Raw genomic sequence first — 26,506 nt, forward strand, 5'->3', positions numbered from 1 at the left:
ACGTTAAGCCGCGACCGAGACGCGGGATTTCAGCCCGCGGCCGATCGAAATCGCCGCCTGCTTGCCGTCCTCGACAGCGGCGACGGTCAGATCCTGTCCGCCTGCGACACAGTCGCCGCCGGCCCAGACATCGTCGAGCGACGTCTTGCGTTCGACATCGATCTTGATGCGGCCGCCTTCCAGCGTCAGCGCGCCGTCGCCGATCTCGGCGCCCAGCAAGGTCTGGCCGATCGCGAGGAAAAGCTGATCGCAATCGAGCGCAAGCTTGCGGCCGTCATCGACGAGCTTGCCATTCTCGTCTCTGGTGTAAGCAAGCTCGACGCCGCTGACATGACCATTTGCGTGCTTCACGCCGACAGGCCGCAGCCAATGACGGATCAGCACACCGTCGGTTTGCGCCAGTTCCTGTTCGAAATCGCTCGCCTTCATCGCGGCGGCGTCGCGGCGATAGACGATCGTCACCTCTTCCGCGCCAAGGCGTTTCGCCTGGCTCGCCATATCGATCGCGGTCATGCCGCCGCCGACGACAACGACGCGGCGGCCAATCGCGACCTCGGACTTGTCTTTCGTCTGCCGCAAGCGCGCGATGAAAGCGACCGCATCCTCGACGCCTTTCACGCCGGCATGGTCGACGCCCAGCGCATTCACGCCGCCAAGGCCGATGCTGAGGAACACCGCATCGAATTTCGCGCGGAGATCAGCGAGTTTCAGATTGTCGCCAAGCCGCGAGCCATATTCGATCGCAATGCCGCCAACGCCGAGGATGTAATCGACTTCGCGCGCCGCGAATTCATCGACCGTCTTGTACGCGGCGATGCCATATTCATTGAGGCCGCCAGCCTTCGGCCGCGCTTCAAAGATCGTCACCGCGTGGCCCTGCCGCGCCAGCGCGTGCGCGCAGCTCAATCCTGCAGGACCGGCGCCGACAACAGCAATCTTGAATCCCGTCGGCGCGTCCTGCTTGTAGATCTGCTTGCCGGTTTTGAAGAGCGCGTCCGTCGCGTAGCGCTGCAAGCGCCCGATCTCGACCGGCATGCCTTCGGCGTGCTCGCGCACGCAGGCTTCCTCGCACAGCGTTTCAGTCGGACACACGCGCGCGCACATGCCGCCCATAATGTTCGCATCGAGGATCGTCTTTGCCGCGCCGAGCGCGTTGGCGTTGGCGATCTGCCGGATGAAGAGCGGAATATCGATCTTCGTCGGGCACGCATTCATGCAAGGCGCGTCGTAGCAATAAAGGCAGCGCTCTGAGGCGACGATCGCTTCATGCTTGTCGAACGCGGGATGAAGGTCGGCGAAATTGGCGGCGTAGTCGGCTTCCGCGAGGCGGCCCGCTGCGATGTCAGGCCCCTTTTCCCAGGCTGATCCGCTCATCTCGCCCTCTCTCCCCGGACAGATTTGACCATATGATCAAAACAGAGAGAGCCTGTCAATGGAATGATTCCAAAGAGTGGAGCTGCGATCCCGCTCGCTCCTCGACGCGTGAGTTGAGCGTCTCCTGGGCGAGATCCGCCCAATCTGATTTTTCTCGAATTGACCGAAATTTTTCTCGAGCAGCCGAAGCGCCCGGCCTGCGACTTTGCGCAGCATCTCGATCCCGCAACGGCCGTCAGCGACGCGCTAGCTCTTCGTTGAAGTTTTGAAGCTCGTCTTAAAGGGAAAGGTGACGATCGCGAGAAATGCGCCGCAGAGATAGAGCGCTGCAAATGCGGTTGCGACGCCTCCGAGCACATAGGACAACCACCATGAAGCGTAGACGGATATCCTGAGCGGCGCAGGATTCTGCTCAGCCATAAAGCGATCAAACTTCGCCTCCGTCTCAACCGCGAGTTCTGGCGAAGCCTGCACAACGACTTCTGGCCCATCGCTGACAATCGCGAATTGGCCTGTTGAATGGCTCACGGCGCCTGCCCGGCCCATGCGCCGATTTTCGGCTGTATTTTTATAGCGGAATTCCGCCGTCACATCCGCGCGCAACTCCTTTACATGCTCGATCTCTCTTTTTTGCCAGGGAATAAACATAAGAACATAGCGCGTCACCGCGACCCTGGCGGTTGACCCCGTCTTTTGGATCGCAACATCAGTGAACGGCGCAATAAGCGTAATGAGGATCGGCGCGCCAACGAAGACGAGCGCAGCGATCGTCTGAGTGATGATCGCGCCTTTAAGGCTTGCCTTGGCCATTTAAACCCTCTCCAAATTTCTTCTTCCTTTGCAATCAATCTTCAGGCAGCCTACTCGCTGTCGACCGCTGCTTCGAAATCGCAGAACCTCAACGCGATGCGCAAAGCCAAACATTCATCACACAAATTCCATCGCGCGCGGCGAAGAGATTGAAAAAGATAAGTTGCTTATTCGACCGCAATGACGTCGACGGCGACTTTCACATCCTGATCGCCGGCGCCGAGAAGGATACCGTCGATCGGCGCCACGTCGGCATAGTCGCGGCCTGTCGCGAGCACGATGTGATCATCGCCTGCGGGTATGGCGTTTGTGGGGTCGAGGCCAATCCACCCCACGCGCTGACCGCACCAGACGCTCACCCATGCATGCGTCGCGTCTGCGCCTTCGAGACGCTTCTTTCCCGGCGGTGGAATGGTGCGGAGATAGCCGCTGACATAAGCCGCAGGCACGCCGAGGCCGCGCAATCCCGCGATCATGATATGCGCGAAATCCTGACACACGCCGCCGCGCCCCTCGAACGCCTGTGAAAGCGGCGTCCACACCTTCGTCGCATCGGGATCATATTTGAAGTCGCGCCGGATGCGCCGCATCAGATCAAGCGCTCCGTCGAGCGCAGAGCGACCCTCGGCGAAACTTTCCCGGGCATAGTCGATAACAGGCGCGTAACGCGGCACGCGATGACTCGGAAACAGGAAATGCGCCGGCGACAGGCTCGCGACGCTGGCGACACCCGCGGCTTGCGCGCGCACGGCTTCGAGCGTCTCCTGCGGTAAAGCCTGCGGCAATGCTCCGCGCCTGACATCGACACGCGCGCGCGCGGTGAAGCTGATTTCCTCGTGCTCCGCGTCGATCGTCATGACCGTCACGCGATTGCCGAAGAAGCAGGCGCGCTCGGCGACGCTCGCCGGCTTTGGATCGACCGAAATCTGTGCGCTCAACACCTGCTGGCCAGGACCTGACAGCGGCGTCAGCCTGAGGCTGCACCGCGCGAAGGTGACCGGGACGCCATAGGTGTAAGACGTCACATGCGTGATGTCGTAGATCACGCCAATCCCGTCACCTGACCGGCGCGCGCGGCATGCGGCCCCTGCAGGAAATAGCGCGTGCTCACCGCGTCCGAGAGGCTGAGCAGATTTTGCTCGAACGCCAGGATCGCCATGTGGTCGAGATTGCGCGCCTCCGTTGTCTGCAGTTCGGCCGCAAGACGCGACACGATGCGACGCTGCGGCTCAAGCATGCCGTCGTCATAGAGCGCTGGCAGGACAGCGAGATGCTCGTCGAGCCGATCGACCTGGAACGCCACCGAGCGCGGATTGTAGGGATCAAGGATCGCGAGATCGCGCACCGGCGCGATGGCGAGGCCTGCGAGATAGCGCTGGCGATAGGTGATCTGGCAATCGCAGAGATCGAGCAGCGCGTCGAGATCGCTTGAGGGCGCATTCTCCGCCGAGAACTGGCGCACGAAGCGGCAGGTGTTGACGGCGCGTTCGATGCGTCGGCCGACATCGAGGAAGCGCCATCCGGCGACGCGATTCATGTTCTCCTGCGTGAGACCGGAGAGAGCCGACATCACATGCAAGGCGCCGCGCGCGCGATCGAATATTTCAGCCTCGGAGATGCCGGCCGGCGCAGGCTGCTCCAACCGTTCCTGAAGCTGATGCAGCAATTGCCACGCATCGAGCGATAGCCTTTCGCGCACCACTGAGGCTGCGCGGCGCGCGGCGCGCGACAGCGACAGCGCCGAGCCATAATCCGCGCCGCTTTGCAGCGCCGACAGGGCAAGCGCCGCCGTCGCCGTATGGGTTTTCTTCTCAGGCAGCGCGCCCCATGCGGTCAGCAGCTCCGCGAGCTTCTGCGGCGCGCGCTTCGGCGCGTCACGATCGGCGCCGCTTTCGATGAGCTGGCCCGCCATGCAGCGAATGACGCGCAGCGTCGCTTCAGTGCGTTCGAGATAACGGCCAAGCCAGAACATGTTGTCAGCGGCCCGGCTCGGCAGATTGCCCATGATGCGACGGATGCGGACATTCTCCGCCGTCGGCAGCAGCGACATCTGTTCGACCGGCTTGTCCGCGAGAATCCAGACATCGGCGGACTGCACGCCGTCGCCCATCGACACCGCGCGCGCATCGCGCTGATCGGAGATACGACAGAAGCCGCCAGGCATGACCTTCCAACCGTCCGGCGTCGCGGCGGCGAACACGCGCAACACGAAGGGACGCGGCGTGAGCGCGCCATCCTGCCATGTCGGCATGGTCGAGAGATGCACGATCTCCTGGCCGACGAGATCAATGCCGCGCTCGTCGATGGCGCGCGCGAGCTTCGCGCGTTGCTCCGCGTCGAGCGCGCCGGCGATGACGGGTTCGCCGCCGGAAAATCCGGGCACGCCGGGACTGAACGCGCCGGCGATCGCCATCTCGTCGAGACGATCGAGAACGGCGCGGCGCTCCCTCTCCTGCCCGCACCACCATGTCGCGATGTTGGGAAGCAGGAGATCTTCGCCAATCAGAGCTTGGCTCAAACTGGGCATGAAGCTCATCAGCGCGTTCGATTCGAGCACGCCGGAGCCAAGCGCGTTCGCAAGCGCGACGCTTCCCGCTCGCACCGCCTCCATCAGGCCGGGCACGCCGAGTTGAGAGTTCGCGTTGAGTTCGAGAGGGTCGGCATAATCCGCATCGATGCGGCGTAGAATCACGTCAGCGCGCTTCAATCCAGCGATGGTGCGGATATGAACTTGTCCCTGCCGCACGACGAGATCGCCGCCTTCGACCAGCAGAAGACCGAGATAGCGCGCGAGATAGGCGTGCTCGAAATAGGTCGCGCTCAGCGGCCCGGGCGTGAGCAGACAGATGCGCGGCTCGGCGCGTCGTCCCATCGACGCCAGACCCGTATGCAGCCCGCGGAAGAACGGCGCCAGCCGTTCTACATTCATCTCGCGATAGAGTTCGGGGAATGCGCGCGACAGGGCGACGCGATTTTCAAGCGCGTAGCCGGCGCCGGACGGCGCCTGCGTGCGATCGCCAAGCACCCACCAGCGACCATCAGGTCCTCGGCCGAGATCAGCGGCGTAGAGGCCGAGATAGCGGCCGCCTTGCGGCTTCACGCCATGCATCGGCCGCAGGAACTCGGCGCTGCCTGTCACGGCGGCCGCCGGCAGCGAGCCGTCGGCTATGAGTTTTCCCTCGCCATAGATGTCGGCGAGCAGCGCTTCGAGAAGCTGCGCGCGCTGCGCCACTCCCGCTTCGATCGCTTTCCACTCCGCTTCAGGCAGAACGAGCGGGACATGGCTCAATGGCCAGGCGCGCTCATTGATGAGCGGATCGCCGCTGTCGCTCCAGGTCCGATACGACACGCCGGAATCGCGGATGTGCTGATCGGACGCATCGAAACGCCGCTCGATATCCTGCGGCGGCAGCGTCAGCAGCCCGTCGAGGAAGCGCATCCAGTGCGCGCGCGGCTGGCCGTCAGGGCCAAGCAGTTCATCGGGCACGCCGCGCAGCGGACGATAGCCTGACATCAGCGCGCGAATGCGCTCGCGTCTCGTCTCCGTCTCTTTCCGCGCGGCCGGGCTCACGGCTGACATCGCACGCTCACATTAATTCTGGCCGGCGCAGGTCCAGCGTAAGTGGAAACTCGCCGGGCCGCGTCGCAGACCGGACCTCGATGAGGCCGGGAGTATGGCCATGATCCATGAATCGCGCCAGCCGACGCGCTTCGGCCTCGTAGGAATTCACAGGGAATGTTTCGTAGTTGCGGCCGCCGGGATGAGCGACGTGATAGACGCAGCCGCCGAGCGAGCGCTTCGTCCAGACGTCGACGATGTCGAAAGTCAGCGGCGCGTGGACGGGAATCGTCGGATGCAGTCCCGACGCCGGTTGCCACGCCTTGTAACGCACGCCGGCGACCGCTTCGCCGGGGACGCCCGTTCCAGCAAGCGGCACGACGCGGCCGTTGCAGGTGATGACATGACGCCCTTGCGTCAGGCCCGTCGCCTTCACTTGCAAACGCTCAACGGATGAATCGACGAAGCGCACCGTGCCGCCCGCGGCGCCGGTTTCGCCGAGCACATGCCAGGGTTCGAGCGCCTGTCGCAATTCGAGCGTGACGCCGCCCTGCTCGACCTGCCCGTAGAACGGGAATCTGAATTCGCGTTGCGCCTCGAACCAGGCGGGATCGAAAGCAAAGCCGGCGTGATTGAGATCGGCGAGAACCGATCGGAAATCCTCCCAGACGAAGTGCGGCAGCATGAAGCGATCATGCAGGCTCGTGCCCCAGCGAACGAGTTCGCCCTCCTGCGGGTCTTTCCAGAACCAGGCGATGAGAGCGCGCACGAGAAGCTGTTGCGCCAGCGACATGCGCGCGTCCGGCGGCATCTCGAAGCCGCGAAATTCGATCAGGCCGAGACGGCCTGTCGGACCATCGGGCGAATAGAGCTTGTCGATACAGATTTCCGAACGATGCGTGTTGCCGGAGACATCGACGAGCAGATTGCGGAACAACCGATCCGGCAGCCAGAAGGGCGGCGACACGCCATCGCCCGGCTTCGGCACCTGCGCCATCGCAATTTCAAGTTCGTAGAGTGATTCATGGCGCGCTTCATCGAAGCGCGGCGCCTGACTCGTCGGCCCGATGAACAGCCCCGAGAACAAATAGCTCAGCGAGGGATGGCGCTGCCAGTAGAGGATCAGACTCTTCAGCAGATCCGGCCGGCGCAGGAACGGACTGTCCGGCGGAGACGAGCCGCCGAGCACGACATGATTGCCGCCGCCGGTGCCGGTGTGGCGGCCGTCGATCATAAACTTGTCGGCGCCGAGGCGGCACTGGCGCGCCTCCTCATAGACGCTGCGCGTGATGTCGACCGCTTCGCGCCAGCTTCCCGCCGGTTGGATGTTCACCTCGATCACGCCGGGATCTGGCGTGACGCGAATGACGTTCACGCGCGGATCATGCGGCGGCGGATAGCCCTCGATGTGAACGGGTAGTCCCGTTTTCTCCGCGCTCGCCTCCACCGCTTCGAGCAGTTCGAAATAATCCTCGATCGTCTCGACCGGCGGCATGAACACGCAGAGGATTCCGTCGCGCGGCTCGATCGCGAGCGCAGTGCGCACGGAGTCCGCGCTGATCTGTTGCTCCGTGATGTCCTGCCGCTGCGCGCTGCCATCGCCCGGCGTCGCGATCGCCTGCTGATGATGGAAATCGCCCGGCTCAGGCAGCGGCGGCAATGGCGCGATCAAGTCGCGATCGAAGAGCTGATGGCGCTGCTGCGGCGGAACCCAGGGCAACGAATTCAGCGGCAGACGGAATCCAACCGGAGAATCTCCGGGCGCCAGAAACAGCTTGCCGCGACGGAATTTCCACTTCTCGCTGCGCCAGCGCCTGTCGTTCGCCGCCGCGTTCCAGCGCTGCACCGGCAGCACGAAACCGCTGGGATTATTCAGGCCACGCTCGAACACACGGGCGAAACGCGCGCGCTCTTCGGGATCGGCGAGTTTTGAATCCTCGGGCGCGACATTTTCTGGAAGATTGGCTTCCTTCAAAATCCATTCGCCGGGATCTTCGTAAGCGGGGATCGCGTCATCATGCGCAAGGCCGAGCGAGGTCGCGACATTCTCCGCGACCGCATTCGCGTCGGCGATGCTCGCTTTCTTCTCGACGGATTCAGGCGCGATCAGATCAGCGTTGCGCCAGACGGGTTTTCCATCCTTGCGCCAGTAAAGCGAGAAAGCCCAGCGCGGCAGGGATTCGCCGGGATACCATTTGCCCTGGCCGTAATGCAGCACGCCGCCGGGCGCGAAACGCTGACGCAAACGGCGAATGAGATTGTCTGCGAGGCCGCGCTTGGTCGGGCCGACGGCGGCCGTGTTCCATTCCGGCGATTCAAAATCGTCGATCGAAACGAAGGTCGGCTCGCCGCCCATGGTGAGCCTGACATCGCCGGCGACAAGCTCGGCGTCGACCTTTTCGCCGAGCGCATCGAGCTTCGTCCAGGACTCGTCGTTGAACGGCGCGGTGATGCGCGGCGCCTCCGCAAGCCGCGTGACCTTCATGTCGAACGCGAATTCGATGTTCGCGGGATCGACGAGGCCGGTGATCGGCGCCGCGGTCGAGAAATGCGGCGTCGCCGCAACGGGAATATGCCCTTCGCCCGTCAGCAGGCCGGACGTCGCGTCCATGCCGATCCAGCCGGCGCCGGGCAGATACACTTCCGCCCAGGCGTGCAGATCGGTGAAATCCTTGTCGGTGCCTTTCGGCCCTTCGATCGGATCGATGTCGGCCTTGAGCTGAATGAGGTAGCCGGACACGAAGCGCGCGGCGAGGCCGAGATGGCGCAGCGTCTGCACCAGCGTCCAGGCGCTGTCGCGGCAGGAGCCGGATTTTCCGCCCAGCGTCTCCTCAGGCGACTGCACGCCGGGCTCCATGCGGATGACGTAATTCACCGCCTGCTGGAGACGCGAATTAAGATCGACAAGGAATGTGACCGTATTCATCGGCCCTTTCGGCAGGCCGGCGATGAAATCCGTCAGCAGCGGGCCGGCGATATCGGTCGCGAGATAGGGCGCGAGATCGGCCTTGAGCTCCGGCGCGTAATCGAAGGGATAGGTCTCGGCGTAACTCTCGACGAAGAAGTCGAAGGGATTGACGATCGAGAGTTCGGCGATGAGATCGACCTCGATCTTCAGCTCCGTCGCCTTCTCCGGAAACACGAAGCGCGCGAGCCAGTTGCCGTGCGGGTCCTGCTGCCAGTTGATGAAGTGATTCTCGGGCGTGACCTTCAGCGAATAGCTCGGCACCTTCGTGCGGCTGTGGGCCGCCGGCCGGAGCCTGATCACCTGGGGCCCAAGCGACACCGGCCGGTCATACTTGTAATGCGTCAGGTGATGGATGCCGGCGAGAATGGCCACTCTTTGAACCCCTTACCCTTTTCCCGAGCCAAGACCAGGAATCGGGGGCAAGCAAGTCCCGTGCTGGGGGGCGACTGGGCGCGGGGCGCCTGCGCTCATTCAGTCCGTCATTCCGCGCGAAGCGAAGCTTTGTCGTCGGGTGCGGCGCTTCGGCATTTGCGTTCACCCTCCTCTTGAGGGGGAGGGTCGGCGGAGCGAAGCGACGCCGGGGTGGGGTGATCGATACGGCTTGAAGTTCACCCCACCCCGATCCTCGCGGACGCTCGGATCGACCCTCCCCCTCAAGGGGAGGGTGCGCGCCAATTCCCGGCGCGATGCGCAGCATCGTCGCCCGCGCCTTCGCACGGCTCCGTTCCTCTCCAGCTCTGATCTCTCTGCCTCTTGCTTCGCATCTCGCCCCCACAGGGGGCGCGGGCGGTGTGGTTCGCGCGCTACTGGCGGCAGCGCGCAAAAGGTGTTGTGAGGAGCCAGTCGCCAGAAGGTGGCGAACCGACCGCCCCGCGCGCGGCGTTTTCAGGCTTGCTCTGCAAGGGCGCGGGAAGGCGGACATTCTGGCCTTCCCTTTCTCCTGCGCAGCGCCTCTTTCACTGTAAGAGGCTCCCCTGTCGGGAAGCCTCCGCGGTGGCCGACGACTGCGCCGGCGGTCTGTCCTTGACCGCTGCACGACCTCACATTTTGGGCCCGGCCTTGCCGCAACGAGGGGCGTTACTCCACACGTCACAGCCGCCGCCGCTCCCCTCCCGCATCCCGAAACGCTCGCGAGACGCCCCGTGTGGGAGAGGATGCGATGAACGTAGGACTATAATCAGTAGGCGTCAAGTCCTATTCCGCCATCGCCTTCTCAATATCGCACCACGATCCAGTAAAGCCTGTGACCCGTCGCCCAGGAATCCGGACCCGAGAGCCGGATGGCGAACAAGCCAAGGCCGGCGACGAGCGCGATCCAGAACAGGATATTGCCGAGACCCCGGCGGTCGTCGCCTTCGCGGAACGCCGGAGAGGTGGCGCGCAATCCGATCAGTCCGACGAGCAGAAGCGCATCAAGCCCAATATCGAGCCAGCGCGACGGAGGCCTTGGATATTCATGCGCGGGAACGAAGAATCGCCAGAGAAAAATGGCGATGAGATAAATCGAGATAACGAGAAAGATCGTCCAGTTGCGCGACGAACTGGCGCTGGCGTCAGCCATGGCTCCTCCGACATGGTCGAAAGCGAGCCCCTCGATGCGACTTTAACGCGCGCCGCTTCGCTATCCAGCGGCGATCGCTGCGACGTTTGCGCGCGCCGCATCGCAGGAAACGGGTCGCGGCGCATTCGCTGGCGAAAGAAGATATCGCCAACGAAGGAGATTTCCCGATGGCGAAATCCTATTACAGCATCGTGCTCGATCACTCCGCCGATCAGGTCTGGGCCGTGATCCGGCCGTTCAACCATTGCGCCTGGGCGGGCGTGACGAGCGAAACCATCATCGAAGAGGGAAAGCGCGGCGATCAGGTCGGCGCGGTGCGACGCGTGATATCAGGCGCGAACACGCTGCGGCAGATCATGCTCGCGCATTCCGACGCCGAACGCTGCTACAGCTACGCGTTCGCCTCGCCGCCGCCTTTTCCCGTACAGGATTATGTCGCGACGATCCGCGTCACGCCTGTCGTCGCCGACGACAGAGCCTTCGTCGAATGGGAGGCGACGTTCGACTGCGCCGCGGACGAGCGCGAGACATGGGTGAGACATTTCGAGCAGAACGGCTTCGCCGTCTGGCTCGGCGCGCTGCGCGACTTCATGGCCGATAAAAGCGCGCAGCTCTAGGCGATTTCTGCTGTTCGCGGCGTTAGCGAGTTGTCTATAGTGGCGAACCTGCATTTTGGTCGTCACCATGGATTATTTGCATCTTCTTGGCTCCGTCGCCCTTCTCTGGGCGTTCGCCGCGGTCTCGCCCGGCCCGAACTTCCTGATGACGGCGCGCATCGCCATCGCGCGCTCGCGACGCGAGGGCATGCAGGCCGTCGCCGGCATCGGCGTCGGCACGCTGATCTGGGGCGCTGCGGGATGTTTCGGCGTGCAGGCGCTCTTCATCGCCGCGCCCTGGATGCATCTCACGCTGAAGCTCATGGGCGCGGCCTATCTCATCTTCATGGGCGCGCAGCTCATCTGGCGCAGTTGGCGCGCCAATGGCTCAGGCGACGATCTCGCGATCAACACGCCGCTCAAGCTCTCCGCCTTCAAACTTGGCCTTGCGACGACGATCGCCAATCCGCGCTCGGCCGTCTCCGTCGCCAGCATCTTCGCGACGACGATGCCTGCGGAGCCACCGCTCGCGCTGAGCTTCGCCGTGATCGCGGTGATGATTGGCGTGTCGGTCGGCTGGTATGCGTTCGTCGCGCGCGTATTCACGGCGAAGCCGCTGGCGGACGGCTATCGGCGCGCGCGTCACGCGATCGACCGCGTCACCGGCGGATTTTTCATCCTGTTCGGCGTGAAGCTCGCGGCCGATCGCTGAGCGAGTTGGCGGAAATCACTCCGCGGCTGACGCGTCCTGCTCTTCGCGCGCGGCCGCCCATTTCAGCAGCGCGTCAAGGCAGGGACACAAGCTCTGCCCCCATTCGGTCAATGCGTACTCCACCTTGGGCGGAACCTCGGGATAGACGACGCGGCGCACCATGCCGTCAGTCTCCATCTGTCTGAGCTGCTGGATCAACATCTTCTGCGACACGCCCGGGATCGATTTCTCCAGCTCGGAGAAGCGCAGCACCTTGCCGCCGAACAGGCGAAAGAGAATTTCGAGCTTCCAGCGCCCGTCGATGAAAGCCAGCACCTCCTCGACGCGTTTCGCTGCGGAGGCGGCGGTTGGCGAGACGCGCTTACTTCCAGGTAAGTCCCTGACTTTTTCGTGCGTTCTTGTCATCAGCGCAGCCTATTTCCAGATGGGACTGACCGCAACGGCGCGTCGCCAGAGGAGATCGCCATGAACATTTCCGAACCCATCTCCAACTACTTCGCCGCCAAGAACCGGAAAGACATCGACGGTATGCTCGCCTCTTTCGATGCGAACGCCAGCGTGAAGGACGAGGGCGAAGAGCATCGTGGACTCGCAGCGATCCGCGCCTGGATGGAGCATACGACGCGCAAATATCAGGTCAGCGCCGAGATCAAGGACGTCACAGACGACAAGGGGCGGCTCATCGTCTCCGCGCTGGTGTCAGGCGATTTTCCCGGCAGCCCCGCGATGCTGCGTTACGCGTTCAAACTGTCGGGCGGGAAGATCGCGCGGCTGGAGATCGGCGCGTGAGCGACGAGATGGCGGCGGGTCATGAACTTGACTTTCGCCGCCGGATTCCGCCATCCTGATCGAGCTACTGTAGGGCGCGACGGCCAAGGCCGAAGGGGCGATGCCCGCCTACGTCATCCAACCCAAACGCGCCCATGCCCAATCTCGACAACCTCCGAAAGCAGGCCAAGCAGTTTCTGCGCTGGCATCGCGACAAGCATCATCCTGTCGCCGCCGAAATCAGAACCGCTTTGCCACGCTTTCAAAACTTGAGCGATCACCAAATCCTGGACGCGCCGTTCAAACTCGGCGACGCGCAGGAGCTGGTGGCGCGAAAGCTTGGCTATGAGAGCTGGACGGCGCTGAAAGCAGGACTGTCAGCTATGCCAGACGACAAAGCGTTGTCTCCGAAGATGCCGCTGAAACCAGACATCGGCGCGGCCGAAGCGATGGTCTATGTCGCCGATTTCCAGCGCGCACGAGATTTCTATATCCGGAAACTCGGATTCACCCTGAAATTCGCCTATGGCGAACCGCCTTTCTACGGGCTTGTGGAACGGGACCGCGCGCGCCTGTGCCTGCGGCTCGTTTGCGAACCGGTTTTCGCCGGCGATATCCGGGAACGGGAACAATTGCTGTCGGCCGCCTTCACCGTCGACTCCGCCGCGAAAATCAAGGCGTTGTTTCTCGAATTTCAAATGGCGGCGGTCGACTTTCTCCAGCCGCTGAAGACCGAGCCCTGGGGCGCGCGCGATTTCATCATTCGCGATCTCGACGGCAACCTCATCTTGTTCGCAGGGCCGGCGACGGACGTCTGATCCAGGAATCACGATGCGATCGTCTCACCCCAATTCCATCAGCAATCCCGCGAGCAGCTTGCCGCGCCGCGGCAGGCTGTCGACGATGATGTGCTCGCCAAGCGTATGCGCGCCGGCGCCGGAGACTCCCAATCCATCGAGCGAGGCGATGTCGAGATTACCGGTGAAATTCGCATCCGAACCGCCGCCAGCGCTCTCGTGGCTGAGATCGACGCCGATCTGGCGCGCGAGACGCTTCGCGGTTTCATAAAGCGCCATCGTTTTCGCGTTCGGCTCCCACACCGGACGCGTGACGCCGCGCGTGACGATGAAGCGGCCGGTCTGTTCATCGCCCTTCGTCAGCGCCAGCATGCGCTCGACGCCGCTGTCGAGATCGGCCTGCCGCTTGGCCATGCTGAGCGCCTGACCTTCGCAGGAGCTCGACACGCAATTCACCCATTGCCCGCCATGCACAACGCCGACGCTGAAGGTGCAGGCGTCCGTCGTCATCGCTTCGATCGCGGGAATCATCTCCGCCATGATGCGGATGGCGGAGCGGCCGTCCTTCAGGGTCGCGCCGGCATGACTTGGACGGCCGATCGCTTCGAGGTTGAATCGCGCGATCGCATAGCGCCCGGTGACGACGCCGCTGTCGGCGCGGCCAGGCTCCGGCACCAGCACATATTTGTGGCGCGCGGCCTCGGCCTCGATGATGTCGCGCGTCGAGGGGCTGCCGACCTCCTCGTCGCTGGTGAACAGGAACGTGACAGGCAGCGACGGCGACAGGCCGAGGCGCCGGATCATGCGCACCGCTTCGAGCGCGATGAAATTGCCGCCCTTCATGTCGAAGATCGCGGGTCCGTAGCAGCGCTCGCCGTCGCGCCGCCATGGTAGCTTCTTCAGCGTGCCGACGGGATGGACCGTGTCGAGATGGCCCATGATTAATATGCCCGGCTTGTCTTTCTCGCCGAAGGCGAATGTCGCGCGCACGCAGTCGCCGAAGCCCATGCGGCCGGCGATGCGCTCGATGCGCGCGCCTGACAGCGCGCATTCGCGCGAAGCGAAATCCATCATCGCGTTGACGCGATGAGCGTCATAGGTCGGGCTCTCGCATTCGACCCAAGGGCGAAGACGCGCGAGCAGATCATCGACGTCGAACGGCAGCTTCGTGATGTCCATGACGGTTCCTATTGAGCGTCCTGCATGCGGTGGCGCGACTGGCCCGGATTCGTCTCCAGCGATTTCGCGAAGCGCGACAGCGCAAAGCAGATCAGCCAGTAGATCAGGCCGGTGAAGGCGTAGGCCTCCATGCTGTAACCGACCCAGCTGGGATCGGCGAGCGACGCCTGCGCCACGCCAAGCAGATCGAGGATCGAGACGACGAGAACCAAAGTCGTGTTCTTGAACAGCGCGATGAACTCATTCGTCATCGCCGGCAGCGATATGCGCAGCGCCTGCGGCAGAATGATGAAGCCGGTCGCCTTCCAGTAGTTCAGGCCGAGCGCTTTTGCAGCCTCGTGCTGGCCGGTCGGGATGGCCTGCAGGCCGCCCCTCACCGCCTCCGCCATATAGGCTGATATAACGAAAGCGAGTCCGATCACCGCGCGCGCGAGACGATCGACGCCAACGCCTGACGGCATGATCAGCGGCAGCAGCAAAGATGCGAGGAAAATCACGGCGATGATCGGCACGCCGCGCCAGAATTCGATGAAGATGATCGAGATCAGGCGCACGACCGGCAGGCGCGACTGGCGGCCAAGCGCGAGCAGAATCCCAAGCGGGATCGCGATCAGGCCGGCATAGATCGCAAGGAACATGGTGAGCGTGAGCCCGCCCCATTGCCGCGTCTCGATCGGCTGCAGACCAAACCCGCCGCCGAGCAACCAGACGCCAAGCGGCGGCCAGATCAGAATCACCACGAGCGCGAACCAGCCGCGCCGCGGCATGTTTTTCCAGAGCAGCAACGCGACGCTCGCGATCGAGACGATCGCCCAGAGATCGATGCGCCAGCGCTGATCGACGGGATAGAAGCCATACATGAACTGGCCGAAGCGCTGCTTGACGAACACCCAGCAAGCGCCGCCGCTCGTGCAATCCGCGCGCGTCGCGCCGCTCACATCCGCATTGAGCACGGCCCAGCGAAGCAGCGGCCAGCCGATCGCGACAATCAGCGCAAATATTGCGATCGTGACAAGACTCGTCAGCGGTCCGGAGAACAGGCGCGCGCGCCAGATATTCAGCCTCGCACTCATCGCGTCACCAGCCGGATGCGCGCATTGTACCAGTTCATGAAGGCGGACACGGCGAGCCCGATCGCCAGATAGAGCGCAAGCGTGATGGCGATGATCTCGATCGCCTGGCCCGTATTATTCAGCGCCGAGCCCATGAAGACGCTGACCAGCTCGGGGAACGCGATGGCGGCGCCGAAGGACGAATTCTTCAGCACGTTGAGATACTGGCTCGTCATGGGCGGCGTCATCACGCGCAAAGCCTGCGGAATGATGACGAGGCGCAAGCGCTGCGCCGTGGTGAGGCCAAGCGCGCTCGCGGCCTCGCTCTGCCCCGCCGGCACGGCCTCGACGCCGCCGCGCACGATCTCGGCGACGAAAGCTGCGGTGTAGGTGATGAGCGCGGCCAGCACCGCGGCGAATTCCGGGATCAGCACGAAACCGCCGCGATAGTTGAAGCCGCGCAGGACAGGAACGTCCCAGGTCGAGATGAGAGTCGCGACGACGAAGGCCAGCAGCGGCGCGCCGAGCGCCAGCGCAGGCGCGAGCCAACCGAATGAAGTTTTGCCGGAGCGATCGCGCTCGGCGCGAGCGGCGCGCGCGGCGATCCAGGCGAGGACCAACGCAGCAACAGTGATGACCGCCGCCGCGCGAAAGGCGAAACCGTCGATCGGAACAGGAATCGTCAGGCCGCGATTATTGATGAAGGCGACGCCGAAAACACTGATCGACTGTCGCGGCGCCGGCAGCGCGGCGATGACGCCGAAATACCAGAACAGGATGAAGAACAGCAACGGAATATTCCGGACGACCTCGATGTAGGCGCCGGCGACGCGCGCGGCGAGCCAGTGCGGGCTGAGGCGCACGAGGCCGATCACGAAGCCGAGCAGAGTCGCCCCGATGATCGCGATGATTGTGACCAGCAGCGTGTTGACCACGCCGACCCACATGAGATCGATGATGCGCGATTGCGCCGTGTAATTCGTGAGCACGAAGGGCACGTCGATGCCCGAGGTGCGCCAGAGGAAATCGAAACCCGAGGCGATGCCGGCATTGACGAGATTCTGGGACGCGTTGCGCACGAACCAGACGGAGAGCGCGACAAGCCCCATCACGAGCGCGATCTGATAGATCGCGTCGCGGATCTTCGCGTCATAGAGAAGGCGGCGGAGCATCAGGCGAATGCAGCTCGCATCGTCATGGCCGGACTTGTTCCGGCCATCCACGTCTTCTTTTCGTTGAAAACAAAGACGTGGATGCGCGGGACAAGCCCGCGCATGACGGCGCTAGTTGAAAGACGCTCCGCTCACTGGAACGACGGCGAGAACAGCAGGCCGCCCTTGGTCCAGAGCTGGTTGTAGCCGCGCTGCAATTTCAGCGGCGAACCCTGCCCGACCGTGCGCTCGAAGCTTTCACCGTAATTTCCGACCTGCTTGATCGCGTTGTACATCCAGTCGTTGGAGAGGCCGAGCATGGCGCCGAAGCCGCCCTCGACGCCGAGCAGACGGCGCACGTCGCCGCTCTGCGACTTCGCCTTCATCTCGTCGACATTGGCCGAGGTCACGCCGAGTTCTTCAGCGGTGATCAGCCCGTTGAGCACCCAGCGCACAACGGCCTGGAAGCGTTCGTCGCCATAGCGCGTCACCGGCCCCTGCGGGTCCTTCGAGATCAGTTCGGACATGATCGCGTGCTCGCCCGGAGTCTTCAGCTTGATGCGCTGGCCGGCGAGCGCGCCGACGCCGGCGGTGTAGGCGTCGCAGCGGCCGGAATCATAGGCGGCGATCGCGTCGTCATTCTTCTGGAAATTGACGATCGTCACCTTCATGTTGCGCTCGCGATACCAGTCGGCCGCGTTCTTCTCCTCGGTCGAGCCGGCGGCGACGCAGATCGTGGCGCCATCGAGATCCTTCGGAGTCTTGGCGCCGGCGGCGGTGCGCACGATGAAGGTCTGTCCTTCGTAGAAATTGATGCCCTGGAAATTGATGCCGAGCGAAGCGTTGCGCGAGAAGGTGATTGTCGTGTTGCGCGAGAGGACATCGACCTGTCCCGATTGCAGGATCGGCCAACGCTGCTGCACCGAGGTCGGCGTGTATTTGACCTTCGTCGCGTCGCCGAGAATCGCCGCTGCAAGAGCGCGACAATAGTCGACGTCAAGGCCGGACCATTCGCCCTTGTCATTGGCGAACGAGAATCCGGGCAGGCCAAGATGCACGCCGCATTCGAGATGGCCGCGCGCCTTGATCGCGTCGAGCGTCGGGCTCGGCGCAAGCTGCTGCGCCGAGGCGCCGCCGGCCGCGATCAGCAACGCCGCGGCCCAGCCAAACTTCACTCCACTCGCCATGAAACTCTCCTCCTGTCGCCCGACGGGGCGTCGTGGCGCGAGAGGAAGGCGCGGCGCAGCGCTTGTCAATCGCCCCGGGGAACAGCGGCCGGACGCGAATCGCGCATGCGCGCCTCAGGCGGCGCAAGGTTTGCGATAGAGCGCGGTCGCCGCGAGCGGCCTGCCCGCCTCGAGGAAGCTCTTGAGGCTCGAGAGAACGGCGGGCCAGCCCTCGCGCGCATTGTTGCTTGCGGACAAGGGCTCATGCGTCAGCGTCAGCTTGATGCTTTCGCCGACCTGATCGAGGTCGAACGTCACTTTGCTCGGCGCCAGTCCGGGCTCGGCCTTGCGCGCCCAGGTGTAGGAAAGGCGCTTCGGCGGATCGCATTCGAGCACTTCGCCAAAGACCTCTGCCTCGTCGCCGTCCTCGATGCAGAAGCGCAGCGGCGCTCCTTTCTCCCAGGAGCTCTCGATCCGACGGCCAGCCCAATACTGGCGCGTGAACTCGCCCGAGGTGAGCGCCGTCCAGATGCGATCGACAGGCGCATCGATGTAGATCGTGTAGAGAAACGTCTCGCTCATTTCGGCGGCTCCATCTTGACGGTCGGCAACGGTTTTCCGGTTTCGAGGATCGACTTCACGCCCGACAGGATCAGCGCCCAGCCATTGCGGCCGGCCTCCTTGAACTTCTCCGGCACGTCCCAGGTATGGAATTCGCAGACCGAGAGCTTCACCGCTTCGCCCACGCTCTCGACGCGATATTCGATGATCGCCGGCGGCTTGTCTTTAAGCTCGGCAACGGAAACCACATTCCATTCGATGCGCAGCAGGCGCGCCTTTTCCAGCGCCAGCACTTTTCCGTCGACGGCGATCGAGCCGTCAGGCTGGCGCACAACGAAGCGCCCGCCGACCTCGGCGTCGAGTTCGACGGAATTGCCGAAGAAATAGCTCTTGCTCAGCGCCGTGTCAGTCAGCGCAGCCCAGACTTTCTCGGGCGTCGAAGCGATGAAAATGATGTTGATGGCGTCAGGCTTTTTCATGGCTCACTCCGTTTCGAGAGAAACGACGATGCGCGCGTCACAGTTCCTTTGGCCAGCTTCGCGTCTCCTCAAGCGGCTCGCCCGTTTCGAGCAGACTCTTGAGGCTCGACAGGATCGCGGGCCAGCCGTTCGACACCGCTTCGATGAGTTTCGAGCCTGGCCTGTCGATCTCATGGGTGAGCGTCAGCTTGACGGACTCATCCTTCTTCTCGATCTCGTAGGCGCAGCGGGAAAAACCTTCGGCGCGCAGATCGGGCAGGAACTCGTTGCGCCAGGACACGACGAGACGTCGAGGCGGATCGAATTCGAGAATTTCGCCGCTATCGCCGACGCGGCCGTCCGGAATCATGATCTTCCAGGAGGCGCCGACTTTCCATTCGGATTCCATCCAGGTCTCGCACCAATATTGGCGCGTGAATTCCGGCTCGATCAGCGCGCGCCAGAGCTTTTCCGGCGTGGTCCTGATATAAATGACATAGACGAACCGGTCGCCGGCCATCGGCGTCTCCTTTTCAATTGTCTTTCCCTGATGAAGATCGGCGGCGTCACAACCGCTTCGGCCAGCGGCGCGTTTCTTCGAGCGCCTCACCGGTTTCAAGCAGACTCTTGAGACTTGAAAGAATGGCCGGCCAGCCGTTCGAAACTTTCGCGATCAGTTCGGACTTCGGCTTGTCGATCTCATGGATGACGGTGAGCTTCACCGCATCGCTGCGCGGTTCGAGATCGTAGCTCATGCGCGAAAAGCCTTCAGCTTTCGCTTCGGGAAAAAGCTCGTTGCGCCAGCTCACCGCCAGACGGCGCGGCGGATCGAACTCCAGCACCTCGCCTGCGTCGCAGAGCCGTCCATCAGGATCGACAAGCCGCCAGGAAGAGCCAATCTCCCATGTCGATTCCTGCGCCGACTGCACCCAGTACTGGCGGGTGAATTCCGGCTCGATCAGCGCGCGCCATAATTTCTCGGCCGTCGTCTTGATGTAGACGACATATACGAAGCGATCACCCGCCATCGGCTTCTCCTTCCAATCGTCTTTTCATTTCGAGCAGCGCGTCAACGCGGCCGCGCTCGTATTTTCCGATCCAGCGATCGGCGATTTCCTGGATCGGCACGGGATTGAGGTAGTGCAGCTTCTCCCGGCCCCGTCGCGCGGTGGCGACAAGGTTCGCCTCCTCCAGAAGCGTCAGATGTTTCGTGACCGCCTGCCGCGTCATCGACAGGCCTGATGTCAATTCGTTCAGCGTCTGGCCATTCTTCGCGAACAGCCGGTCGAGCAGAGCCCTCCGGCTCGGGTCCGCCAGCGCCTTGAAGACCCGGTCCATGTCCATCGCGGGAATAATAGGCAACCATTTAGTTGCATGTCAAGCGGAACTGCGAAATCTCCGCTGCTGTCCCCTCGGGAACAGACTGTGGCGAATGCCACAACCGGCCGCGCCGCTATCCGTATCGTCCTTCCATCGCAACGACGCGCCGGATGGAGGCCACGATGGCGGATGACAACAGGCATAGCTTTCTGCGCCCGGGCGGCGCGAAGCTCTTCAAGGAGAAGACCGCGAAGAAATTCGCCCTGCGCAAGAACAAGACGCTGCTCAAGATCGACAAGGCGCTGAAGGATTACGAAGTCATCCCGCGCGAGGAGCGCAAGGAGCGCACAGCCGCTCTCGTCGCCATCATCTCGCTGTGCGACGCCTGGATCGATGCGAAAGCCGTGAAGCTCGATCACGGCGAATCCTTTCGCTATCCCGCCATCTCATTGTTGCAGAGCCAGGCGGTGAAGACGCTTAGCGCGCTCGAACACTGGGCCGCAGCCAAGAGCGCATTCGCGAAGCTGATCCCGAAGGGATCATTGCATGGCCGCGGCGATGGCGTCGGTCAGCCGCCGCTCAAGCATCTCGAAGCGCCGCGCAATCTCGACAAGGACTATAGCGGCTTCATCCGCGTCAATGTGAACAACTGGCTTGAGGTGATCGACACCGATCATCGCCGCGGCGCGGAATTGAAGCCGCTGTTCCAGGCCTGGCTCAACTCGAACGAGACCTGCTCCTTCTGGACTTATCTCGACAAGCAGGCGCCGTCGGTGAAGAAGGATCTCGAGAAAGTCGAGGTCCACTACAATGACGATCTCATCTTCCGCGCGCTGTTCGAGGTCAATTTCGACAATGGCGTGATGTATTCGCGCATGTCGCCGCTCGTGCAGGCGATGATCGTGCACAAGCTGCCGCGCCGCAAAGTCTTCATCGATGCGATCGAGCAGCCGCTCGACACATCGACATGGCCTTCAGCGGCGCTGATCGGCTTCACAAGCGGCTGGGCCTGCTTCGTGCTCAGCGCGCAGCATGTGCTCTACGCCGGCATCCATATGGGCGGGCAGTTCCATCACACCAGCTTCCTCGCCGGCGCCCCGGTGCTCGCGGCCGGCATGATCCAGGTGAAGCAGGGCCGGATCGTCGCGATCCACGAGAAGAACGGGCATTACCAGGCGCAGGCGACGCATATGGAGACGTTCCTGCGCCTGCTGGTGCGCAAGATGCCGGGAACGAACTGGAGCAAGGTCGCCTACACAACGTTTGGCGGCATGCAGACGAACGTCGCGACTGTGCTTGGCCTCCCGGTTCCACCACCGCGGCCGCCCCGGCCTGTCATCTTGCACGTCCATCGGCCCTTGCCGTCGATACCCCAGCAAAACCATGTGCAGAACATGATCAACCGCTTCCAGCACGCCTAGAGCTGCTGGAGGCGGCAGCCGGAAGATTCAGCGGCGATCGGCGCGCGTCAAAAGCTCAGTCCTTGGCGCGTTCGACCTGCCCGACCGTTTTGCCGCAGCGGGATATCTTCACGCCGAGATGCGGCGCATGAAGCGCGGCGCGCTGCGTCAGAGCCCGAAACGGGCGCTCAGAAATCGTTGGGTTTCGTCGATAGCATCTGATGTCGCAGCAGGATCATGTACGAGTTGATGGCCGTAATAGACGCGTCCGGGCGCAGCCACGTCGAAGGCGTGCTTCACGCCAGGATAGATTTTCACGCGGAACGAACCGTCAGCCGGATTCCACGTCGCCGATAACGCCTCGCAGCGCGACGAAGGCGTCCAGTCGTCGGCGTCGCCGATCAGGACCAGCGTATCGCTCGCAAGCGGCGCGCCGCCGCCGCACCAGGGATAGAAAGCGACAGCCGCGGCGAAGGGCTTGTCGCCGGCGAGCGCGGCCGCCGCTTGCGTGGAGGCGGCGAGCGTTGCGGATCCGCCATGTGAAAATCCGACGATGGCGATCTTCGATCCATCGATTTCGGGCAGGCTGCGGAGATAACGCGCGGCCGCGAAAGCATCCTGCGCGCGCAAGCGTGGCGACACGCGTTCGGCGCGATCGCAGACATTCTCGAACCCGCGCGGCCTGAAGCTGTCGACTGCGATCGCGGCGTAGCCCCATTGCACGAAGCGACGCGCCCATCGCCGCATGTTGGGCGACATGCCGTTGCAACCATGCATGACGACCACAGCGGGAAACGGTCCTGTCCCGTCCGGCTTGAAATATTCTGCGGCCAGATTGCTGTTAAGCCCGCCGACATTCGATGCGTCGAATGTGAGCGGCGCCGGCGTCCGGATCGGCACGAAGAAGCCGCAGATCGTAACGCCCAGAAGCGCCGCGAACGTCGCGGCGATCCCACGTCCGTTTATTCCGCCCGCAGTTTTCACATGCCGAGCTGATCGTGCGGCTGGAGCTTAGGGCCTGTTGACAGTTAGAATTTGGGCGTGGCGCGATGCGGATTTTGGCGCTGAACAGGCGAAAAGACCGCCGTGGCGTTCTCCGCCACAAGGGCTTTTCAACGCATTCAGAGCCGAAATCCGCCGCGCCGAAGGGGCGCCAATCGCCCATCTCGGCGTCGCGCGATCTTGAAAGGGGATAACCCTTTCGGCGATCGCGCTCCTGAAGCTGGACGATTGGCTCTCACACCACGCTCCAAATCATAACTGTCAACAGGCCCTAGTCCTTGGCGCGCTCGACATAGGAGCCGTCGGCCGTTTGCACGACGATGCGCGTGCCCGTGCTGATATGCGGCGGCACCGTGGTGCGCACGCCGTTCGAGAGGATGGCCGGCTTGTAGGAGGAGGACGCCGTTTGCCCCTTGGTCACCGGCTCGGTTTCCGTCACTTCGAGCGTCACGCGCTGGGGAAGCTGGATCGCGACCGCGTTACCCTCGTGCATCGAGAGCATCACGACCATGCCTTCCTGGAGATAGGGCGCCTGATCGCCGACCACGTCCGCCATGACGGTGACCTGATCGAAGCTCTCCGGGTTCATGAAAACGTAGTTCTCGCCATCCTGGTAGAGATAGGAATGGTCGATATCCTCGACGAAGGCGCGCTCGACCTGCTCGGTCGTCTTGTAACGCTGCGAGGTCTTCACGCCGTCGGAGATGCGGCGCATGTCGATCTGGGTCGTCGGCGTGCCCTTGCCCGGGAAGAAGCTTTCGGCGGTGATCACCGCGTAGAGCTGACCGTCGACATCGAGAATGTTGCCCTTGCGGACCGAGCTTGCGATGACCTTCGCCACTGGAATGTTCCTGCTGTAAGAGGCCCGGCGCGCGGCGGGCCCTTTAAATCCGCGCGCCTCCTGCCACGATCCGCCCGCGAAGGAAAGGCCCGCGCCCTGCCCTCACCCGCTCCGTTCTGGGACCCGGCCGCCCACGCCGACCGCCGCCCCCGGCTTCTCGCCCGCAACCGCATCCAGACGGCGATCCGGGACTGGTTCGCCCGGCGGGATCGGGATTTCGTCGAGGTCGATCCCTGCCAACTCCAGATCTCGCCGGGAAACGAGACCCATCTGCACGCCTTCTCGACGGAAGCGATCGGCATGGCCGGCGAGAGGACGCCGCTCCATCTCCACACTTCGCCGGAATTCGTCTGCAAGAAGCTGCTGGCGGCGGGCGAGCAGCGGCTGTTCACCTTCAGCCATGTGTTCCGCAATCGCGAGCGCGGGCCGCTGCATCACCCTGAATTCACGATGCTTGAATGGTATCGCGCGGGCGAAACCTACGACGCGCTCATGAAAGATTGCGGCGCGCTGCTTGAGCTCGCGGCGGAGACGGCGGGCGTTGATCGCCTGTCATGGCGCGGCCGCTCCATCGATCCCGCTCTCGCGCCCGAGCGCATCACGCTCGCCGAAGCGTTTTCATCGTTCGCCGGGATCGATCTTTTCGCCAGCATCGACGCGAATGGCGAGACCGATCGCGACACGCTTGCGGCGCAGGCGAAAGCGCTCGGCCTGCGCGTCGCCGACGATGACACATGGTCTGATCTCTTCTCAGGCGTGCTGGTGGCGAAGGTCGAACCGCGGCTCGGCGAAAGGCGAGCCACCATTCTCTGCGAATATCCCGCCGCCGAAGCCGCGCTGGCGCGACGGAAGCCTGGCGATGCGCGCGTGTCGGAGCGTTTCGAGCTTTACGCCTGCGGCGTCGAGCTTGCGAATGCGTTCGGCGAGCTCACCGATCCTGTCGAGCAGCGCCGCCGCTTCGAGCATGAGATGGCGGAGAAGCGGCGCATCCACGGCGAAGACTATCCGCTCGACGAGGACTTCCTCGCCGCACTTGCGCATATGCCGGAGGCCAGCGGCGCTGCGCTCGGCTTCGACAGGCTCGTCATGCTCGCGACCGGCGCACAGCGCATCGAGGACGTGCTCTGGGCGCCCGTTCCCCGCGCGGAGTAATCCCGACCGTCTACGCAGCCGCGACGCCTGATGGCGCGACGCTGCGGCGATAAACGAGCAAGGTCGCCGCAAGGCCGCAAGCGCCGCCGATGGCCATCCAGATGCCCGGCGCGGCCTTGTCACCGGTGACTTCGATCAACCAGGTCGAGACCAAAGGCGTGAAGCCGCCGAGCAGCGCCGTCGCCAGGGAATAGGCCAGCGAGAAGCCTGACGTGCGCACCGCCTGCGGCACGATCTCGGTTAGAGCCACGACCATGGCGCCGTTGTAGCTGCCATAGAGGAAGGACAGCCACAGCAGCACGATCAGCATCTTGCCGAAGGTCGGGCCGGTGACCAGCCATGTCAGCGCGGGATAGGCGGTGACAAGCGCCAGCGCCGAAAACAGGATCAGGATCGGCTTGCGGCCGATGCGGTCCGACAAAGAACCCATCACCGGCAGCCAGAACAGGTTCGACAACGCGACGCAGAAGGTCGCGATGAGACTGTCCTTCTCCGAGAATTTCAGCACGGTCTTGCCGAAGGTCGGGGTGTAGACCGTGATTGTGTAAAACGAGATCGTAGTCATGCCGACGAGCAGCATGCCGAGCAGCACGATTTCCCAGTTTTTCGCCAGCGACTGGAAAATCTGCGCTCCGGTCGGCCGTTCCTTGCGATGCAGGAAGGCCTGCGTCTCCTCGAGCGAGCGCCTGATATAGAACAGGAACGGCACGATCATGCAGCCGATGAAAAAGGGAACGCGCCAGCCCCAGGCCTGGATGTCGGCGGGCGCGAGCGTCTGGTTCAGGACGTAGCCGATGATCGCCGCGAACATGATCGCGACCTGCTGGCTGCCCGACTGCCAGGCGACGTAAAAACCCTTCTGGCCGGGAGGGGCCATCTCCGAGAGATAGACCGACACGCCGCCGAGTTCGACGCCGGCGGAAAAGCCCTGCAGCAGGCGGCCGATCAGCACCAGCGCCGGCGCAAGCAAACCGATGGTCTGATAGTCCGGCACGAAGGCGATCAGGATCGTGCCAAGCGCCATGATGCCGAGCGTGACGATCAGGCCCTGCCGGCGGCCGATGCGATCGACATAGGCGCCGAGGAAGATCGCGCCAAGCGGCCGCATAAGGAAGCCCGCGCCGAAGGTCATGAAAGTGAGCATCAGCGAGGCGTATTCGTTGCCCGTCGGGAAGAACGCCTTCGAGATGTAGGTGGCGTAGAAGCCGAAGAGGAAGAAATCGAACATCTCCAGGAAGTTTCCGCCGGTGACGCGGAACACTGTCTTCACCCTGGAGCTCGTCGCCTGAATGTCGCCCGCCATCATCGCCTCCCCATTTTAGGTCCGTTGGATCGATCCTAGGCGCAAAGAAGCCCCGTCGTCTCCTGTCATGTCGTCGCGGCGCGACGACCCGCTGATGACCGGCGGCTCTTTGTTGCGGCGCCAGACGGCTCGCCGCCAGCCTTTGCATCAATCAGGCTGCGAAACAGCGGCGTCAGAAGCGCGGTCAAATCTTCGGGGCGCGCGTCGGCCAGAGCCGACAGGCCAATCATCTGCCGCATCACCTGAAAGCCCGCGACGATCGACAGGATCAACGCCGCGCGCTGCGGCGCGAGATCGCCCGCCAGTGCGCCCGCCATGGTCTTCTGGTGGCCCTTCTCGATCTCCTCGCGTCCGAGTTCCGCCGCGCGCTTGCTGGAGGCCGAGTGCAGCATGATCAGGAAGCCGTCGAGCGGCGTGTCGCCCGACTTCGTGATCTCAACGAGCTTTTCCGCAATCGTTGCGGCGAGGTCCCCGGACTTCAGATTGGCCGCGGTGAGAATGATCGGCTGCGCGTTGGCGGCCGAGATCGCCTCCGCGAAGAGTTGTTCCTTTGAGCCGAAATAGCGGTTGACCAGCATGGCGGTGACGCCGGCGCCGGCCGCGATCTCGCGCACGCCGGCGCCGTCATAGCCGGCGCGGGCGAAGGCGCGGCGAGCGGAGGCCAGAATCGCCTCGCGGGTCGCTGTCGCATTGCGCGGCCGCGGGGTCTTCGGTTTGGGGGCGCGGGTCATAATTATACACCTGTAGACTCTGCCTCTGGGAACAAGTATACGGCT

Annotated in this window: 26 protein-coding genes; 6 read left to right on the plus strand and 20 right to left on the minus strand. The window is 63.4% G+C overall.

Features of this window, described 5'->3' with window-relative positions:
• Nucleotides 1-3: 3 nt before the first annotated feature.
• The 6 genes from L8F45_RS11355 to L8F45_RS11380 all read right to left on the minus strand — a co-directional run bounded on the left by L8F45_RS11355 (nucleotide 4) and on the right by L8F45_RS11380 (nucleotide 10,272).
• Nucleotides 4-1,374, minus strand: a complete 1,371-nt coding sequence (locus L8F45_RS11355; RefSeq protein ID WP_342362981.1) for an NAD(P)-dependent oxidoreductase — start codon at nucleotides 1,372-1,374, stop codon at nucleotides 4-6.
• Nucleotides 1,375-1,620: 246 nt separating this feature from the next.
• Nucleotides 1,621-2,184, minus strand: a complete 564-nt coding sequence (locus L8F45_RS11360; protein WP_342362982.1) for a hypothetical protein — start codon at nucleotides 2,182-2,184, stop codon at nucleotides 1,621-1,623.
• Between the two features lie 167 nt (nucleotides 2,185-2,351).
• A complete protein-coding gene (locus L8F45_RS11365; RefSeq protein ID WP_342362983.1) occupies nucleotides 2,352-3,230 on the minus strand; it encodes a transglutaminase family protein in 879 nt (292 codons plus the stop codon).
• Nucleotides 3,227-5,764: a circularly permuted type 2 ATP-grasp protein gene (locus L8F45_RS11370; RefSeq protein ID WP_342362984.1), complete on the minus strand. Its 2,538-nt coding sequence runs from the start codon at nucleotides 5,762-5,764 to the stop codon at nucleotides 3,227-3,229. The genes L8F45_RS11365 and L8F45_RS11370 overlap by 4 nt, the downstream gene beginning before the upstream one ends.
• A 7-nt stretch (nucleotides 5,765-5,771) precedes the next feature.
• Nucleotides 5,772-9,083: a transglutaminase family protein gene (locus tag L8F45_RS11375; protein ID WP_342362985.1), complete on the minus strand. Its 3,312-nt coding sequence runs from the start codon at nucleotides 9,081-9,083 to the stop codon at nucleotides 5,772-5,774.
• A gap of 841 nt (nucleotides 9,084-9,924) precedes the next feature.
• Nucleotides 9,925-10,272 carry a hypothetical protein gene (locus L8F45_RS11380; RefSeq protein WP_342362986.1) on the minus strand — a complete coding sequence of 116 codons (348 nt, stop codon included), beginning with the start codon at nucleotides 10,270-10,272 and terminating at the stop codon, nucleotides 9,925-9,927.
• Between the two features lie 167 nt (nucleotides 10,273-10,439).
• Between L8F45_RS11380 and L8F45_RS11385 the strand changes: the two genes are divergently transcribed.
• Both L8F45_RS11385 and L8F45_RS11390 read left to right on the plus strand, forming a co-directional pair.
• The gene (locus tag L8F45_RS11385; protein ID WP_342362987.1) at nucleotides 10,440-10,889 is read left to right on the plus strand and encodes an SRPBCC family protein; all 450 of its coding nucleotides are present in this window, start codon (nucleotides 10,440-10,442) and stop codon (nucleotides 10,887-10,889) included.
• Nucleotides 10,890-10,956: 67 nt separating this feature from the next.
• Nucleotides 10,957-11,580 (plus strand): LysE family translocator, encoded by a 624-nt coding sequence (locus tag L8F45_RS11390; protein WP_342362988.1) that lies wholly within the window; start codon nucleotides 10,957-10,959, stop codon nucleotides 11,578-11,580.
• Between the two features lie 15 nt (nucleotides 11,581-11,595).
• Here the strand turns inward: L8F45_RS11390 and L8F45_RS11395 are convergent, their stop codons facing one another.
• Entirely contained in the window at nucleotides 11,596-11,985 is a 390-nt protein-coding gene (locus L8F45_RS11395; protein WP_342362989.1) for a winged helix-turn-helix transcriptional regulator, read from the minus strand.
• Nucleotides 11,986-12,045: 60 nt separating this feature from the next.
• Between L8F45_RS11395 and L8F45_RS11400 the strand changes: the two genes are divergently transcribed.
• Together L8F45_RS11400 and L8F45_RS11405 are read left to right on the plus strand one after the other, a co-directional pair.
• Entirely contained in the window at nucleotides 12,046-12,369 is a 324-nt protein-coding gene (locus tag L8F45_RS11400) for a nuclear transport factor 2 family protein (RefSeq protein WP_342362990.1), read from the plus strand.
• 134 nt (nucleotides 12,370-12,503) lie between these two features.
• Nucleotides 12,504-13,166, plus strand: coding sequence for a VOC family protein (locus L8F45_RS11405; RefSeq protein WP_342362991.1), 663 nt, complete (start codon nucleotides 12,504-12,506; stop codon nucleotides 13,164-13,166).
• Nucleotides 13,167-13,190: 24 nt separating this feature from the next.
• Here L8F45_RS11405 and L8F45_RS11410 read toward each other — a convergent pair whose 3' ends face one another.
• The 9 genes from L8F45_RS11410 to L8F45_RS11450 all read right to left on the minus strand — a co-directional run bounded on the left by L8F45_RS11410 (nucleotide 13,191) and on the right by L8F45_RS11450 (nucleotide 20,050).
• Nucleotides 13,191-14,324, minus strand: a complete 1,134-nt coding sequence (locus tag L8F45_RS11410) for a M20/M25/M40 family metallo-hydrolase (RefSeq protein ID WP_342362992.1) — start codon at nucleotides 14,322-14,324, stop codon at nucleotides 13,191-13,193.
• Between the two features lie 8 nt (nucleotides 14,325-14,332).
• Nucleotides 14,333-15,397, minus strand: coding sequence for an amino acid ABC transporter permease (locus L8F45_RS11415; protein WP_342362993.1), 1,065 nt, complete (start codon nucleotides 15,395-15,397; stop codon nucleotides 14,333-14,335).
• On the minus strand, nucleotides 15,394-16,599 hold the full coding sequence (locus L8F45_RS11420; RefSeq protein ID WP_342362994.1) for an amino acid ABC transporter permease: 1,206 nt from the start codon (nucleotides 16,597-16,599) through the stop codon (nucleotides 15,394-15,396). The genes L8F45_RS11415 and L8F45_RS11420 overlap by 4 nt, the downstream gene beginning before the upstream one ends.
• An 80-nt stretch (nucleotides 16,600-16,679) precedes the next feature.
• Complete coding sequence (locus L8F45_RS11425; RefSeq protein WP_342362995.1) at nucleotides 16,680-17,714, minus strand: amino acid ABC transporter substrate-binding protein; 1,035 nt, start codon at nucleotides 17,712-17,714, stop codon at nucleotides 16,680-16,682.
• A 114-nt stretch (nucleotides 17,715-17,828) separates the two neighbouring features.
• A complete protein-coding gene (locus L8F45_RS11430; RefSeq protein ID WP_342362996.1) occupies nucleotides 17,829-18,275 on the minus strand; it encodes an SRPBCC family protein in 447 nt (148 codons plus the stop codon).
• Nucleotides 18,272-18,733: an SRPBCC domain-containing protein gene (locus L8F45_RS11435; RefSeq protein WP_342362997.1), complete on the minus strand. Its 462-nt coding sequence runs from the start codon at nucleotides 18,731-18,733 to the stop codon at nucleotides 18,272-18,274. The genes L8F45_RS11430 and L8F45_RS11435 overlap by 4 nt, the downstream gene beginning before the upstream one ends.
• A 37-nt stretch (nucleotides 18,734-18,770) precedes the next feature.
• The gene (locus L8F45_RS11440; protein ID WP_342362998.1) at nucleotides 18,771-19,232 is read right to left on the minus strand and encodes an SRPBCC family protein; all 462 of its coding nucleotides are present in this window, start codon (nucleotides 19,230-19,232) and stop codon (nucleotides 18,771-18,773) included.
• A 46-nt stretch (nucleotides 19,233-19,278) separates the two neighbouring features.
• A complete protein-coding gene (locus L8F45_RS11445) occupies nucleotides 19,279-19,740 on the minus strand; it encodes an SRPBCC family protein (protein WP_342362999.1) in 462 nt (153 codons plus the stop codon).
• Nucleotides 19,730-20,050: an ArsR/SmtB family transcription factor gene (locus tag L8F45_RS11450; protein WP_342363000.1), complete on the minus strand. Its 321-nt coding sequence runs from the start codon at nucleotides 20,048-20,050 to the stop codon at nucleotides 19,730-19,732. The genes L8F45_RS11445 and L8F45_RS11450 overlap by 11 nt, the downstream gene beginning before the upstream one ends.
• A gap of 164 nt (nucleotides 20,051-20,214) precedes the next feature.
• On the opposite strand from L8F45_RS11450, the gene L8F45_RS11455 reads away from it, so the two are divergent.
• Nucleotides 20,215-21,453 (plus strand): hypothetical protein, encoded by a 1,239-nt coding sequence (locus L8F45_RS11455; protein WP_342363001.1) that lies wholly within the window; start codon nucleotides 20,215-20,217, stop codon nucleotides 21,451-21,453.
• 147 nt (nucleotides 21,454-21,600) lie between these two features.
• On the opposite strand, the gene L8F45_RS11460 is transcribed toward L8F45_RS11455, so the two are convergent.
• Nucleotides 21,601-22,416 carry a dienelactone hydrolase family protein gene (locus L8F45_RS11460; RefSeq protein WP_342363002.1) on the minus strand — a complete coding sequence of 272 codons (816 nt, stop codon included), beginning with the start codon at nucleotides 22,414-22,416 and terminating at the stop codon, nucleotides 21,601-21,603.
• Nucleotides 22,417-22,705: 289 nt separating this feature from the next.
• Nucleotides 22,706-23,275, minus strand: coding sequence for an elongation factor P (gene efp, locus L8F45_RS11465; protein WP_342363003.1), 570 nt, complete (start codon nucleotides 23,273-23,275; stop codon nucleotides 22,706-22,708).
• A 96-nt stretch (nucleotides 23,276-23,371) separates the two neighbouring features.
• On the opposite strand from efp, the gene epmA reads away from it, so the two are divergent.
• Entirely contained in the window at nucleotides 23,372-24,427 is a 1,056-nt protein-coding gene (gene epmA, locus L8F45_RS11470) for an EF-P lysine aminoacylase EpmA (RefSeq protein WP_342363419.1), read from the plus strand.
• A gap of 10 nt (nucleotides 24,428-24,437) precedes the next feature.
• Here the strand turns inward: epmA and tcuC are convergent, their stop codons facing one another.
• The gene (gene tcuC / locus L8F45_RS11475) at nucleotides 24,438-25,733 is read right to left on the minus strand and encodes an MFS transporter (protein ID WP_425329998.1); all 1,296 of its coding nucleotides are present in this window, start codon (nucleotides 25,731-25,733) and stop codon (nucleotides 24,438-24,440) included.
• Between the two features lie 62 nt (nucleotides 25,734-25,795).
• Nucleotides 25,796-26,461 carry a TetR/AcrR family transcriptional regulator gene (locus L8F45_RS11480; RefSeq protein ID WP_342363004.1) on the minus strand — a complete coding sequence of 222 codons (666 nt, stop codon included), beginning with the start codon at nucleotides 26,459-26,461 and terminating at the stop codon, nucleotides 25,796-25,798.
• Nucleotides 26,462-26,506 lie beyond the last annotated feature (45 nt).

Source organism: Terrirubrum flagellatum, from assembly GCF_022059845.1.
Classification (GTDB): Bacteria; Pseudomonadota; Alphaproteobacteria; order Rhizobiales; family Beijerinckiaceae; genus Terrirubrum; species Terrirubrum flagellatum.

Excerpts from the sequence above, each read along its gene's own strand:
- L8F45_RS11355 (WP_342362981.1), bottom strand. The coding sequence starts at position 1,374 with ATGAGCGGATCAGCCTGGGAAAAGGGGCCTGACATCGCAGCGGGCCGC.
- L8F45_RS11370 (WP_342362984.1), bottom strand. The coding sequence starts at position 5,764 with ATGTCAGCCGTGAGCCCGGCCGCGCGGAAAGAGACGGAGACGAGACGC.
- tcuC (WP_425329998.1), bottom strand. The coding sequence starts at position 25,733 with ATGATGGCGGGCGACATTCAGGCGACGAGCTCCAGGGTGAAGACAGTG.
- L8F45_RS11380 (WP_342362986.1), bottom strand. The coding sequence starts at position 10,272 with ATGGCTGACGCCAGCGCCAGTTCGTCGCGCAACTGGACGATCTTTCTC.
- L8F45_RS11395 (WP_342362989.1), bottom strand. The coding sequence starts at position 11,985 with ATGACAAGAACGCACGAAAAAGTCAGGGACTTACCTGGAAGTAAGCGC.
- L8F45_RS11410 (WP_342362992.1), bottom strand. The coding sequence starts at position 14,324 with ATGGACATCACGAAGCTGCCGTTCGACGTCGATGATCTGCTCGCGCGT.
- L8F45_RS11445 (WP_342362999.1), bottom strand. The coding sequence starts at position 19,740 with ATGGCGGGTGATCGCTTCGTATATGTCGTCTACATCAAGACGACGGCC.
- L8F45_RS11455 (WP_342363001.1), top strand. The coding sequence starts at position 20,215 with ATGGCGGATGACAACAGGCATAGCTTTCTGCGCCCGGGCGGCGCGAAG.
- L8F45_RS11385 (WP_342362987.1), top strand. The coding sequence starts at position 10,440 with ATGGCGAAATCCTATTACAGCATCGTGCTCGATCACTCCGCCGATCAG.
- L8F45_RS11415 (WP_342362993.1), bottom strand. The coding sequence starts at position 15,397 with ATGAGTGCGAGGCTGAATATCTGGCGCGCGCGCCTGTTCTCCGGACCG.
- L8F45_RS11425 (WP_342362995.1), bottom strand. The coding sequence starts at position 17,714 with ATGGCGAGTGGAGTGAAGTTTGGCTGGGCCGCGGCGTTGCTGATCGCG.
- L8F45_RS11400 (WP_342362990.1), top strand. The coding sequence starts at position 12,046 with ATGAACATTTCCGAACCCATCTCCAACTACTTCGCCGCCAAGAACCGG.
- L8F45_RS11480 (WP_342363004.1), bottom strand. The coding sequence starts at position 26,461 with ATGACCCGCGCCCCCAAACCGAAGACCCCGCGGCCGCGCAATGCGACA.
- L8F45_RS11405 (WP_342362991.1), top strand. The coding sequence starts at position 12,504 with ATGCCCAATCTCGACAACCTCCGAAAGCAGGCCAAGCAGTTTCTGCGC.
- L8F45_RS11440 (WP_342362998.1), bottom strand. The coding sequence starts at position 19,232 with ATGGCCGGCGACCGGTTCGTCTATGTCATTTATATCAGGACCACGCCG.
- L8F45_RS11450 (WP_342363000.1), bottom strand. The coding sequence starts at position 20,050 with ATGGACCGGGTCTTCAAGGCGCTGGCGGACCCGAGCCGGAGGGCTCTG.
- L8F45_RS11360 (WP_342362982.1), bottom strand. The coding sequence starts at position 2,184 with ATGGCCAAGGCAAGCCTTAAAGGCGCGATCATCACTCAGACGATCGCT.
- L8F45_RS11430 (WP_342362996.1), bottom strand. The coding sequence starts at position 18,275 with ATGAGCGAGACGTTTCTCTACACGATCTACATCGATGCGCCTGTCGAT.
- L8F45_RS11390 (WP_342362988.1), top strand. The coding sequence starts at position 10,957 with ATGGATTATTTGCATCTTCTTGGCTCCGTCGCCCTTCTCTGGGCGTTC.
- L8F45_RS11435 (WP_342362997.1), bottom strand. The coding sequence starts at position 18,733 with ATGAAAAAGCCTGACGCCATCAACATCATTTTCATCGCTTCGACGCCC.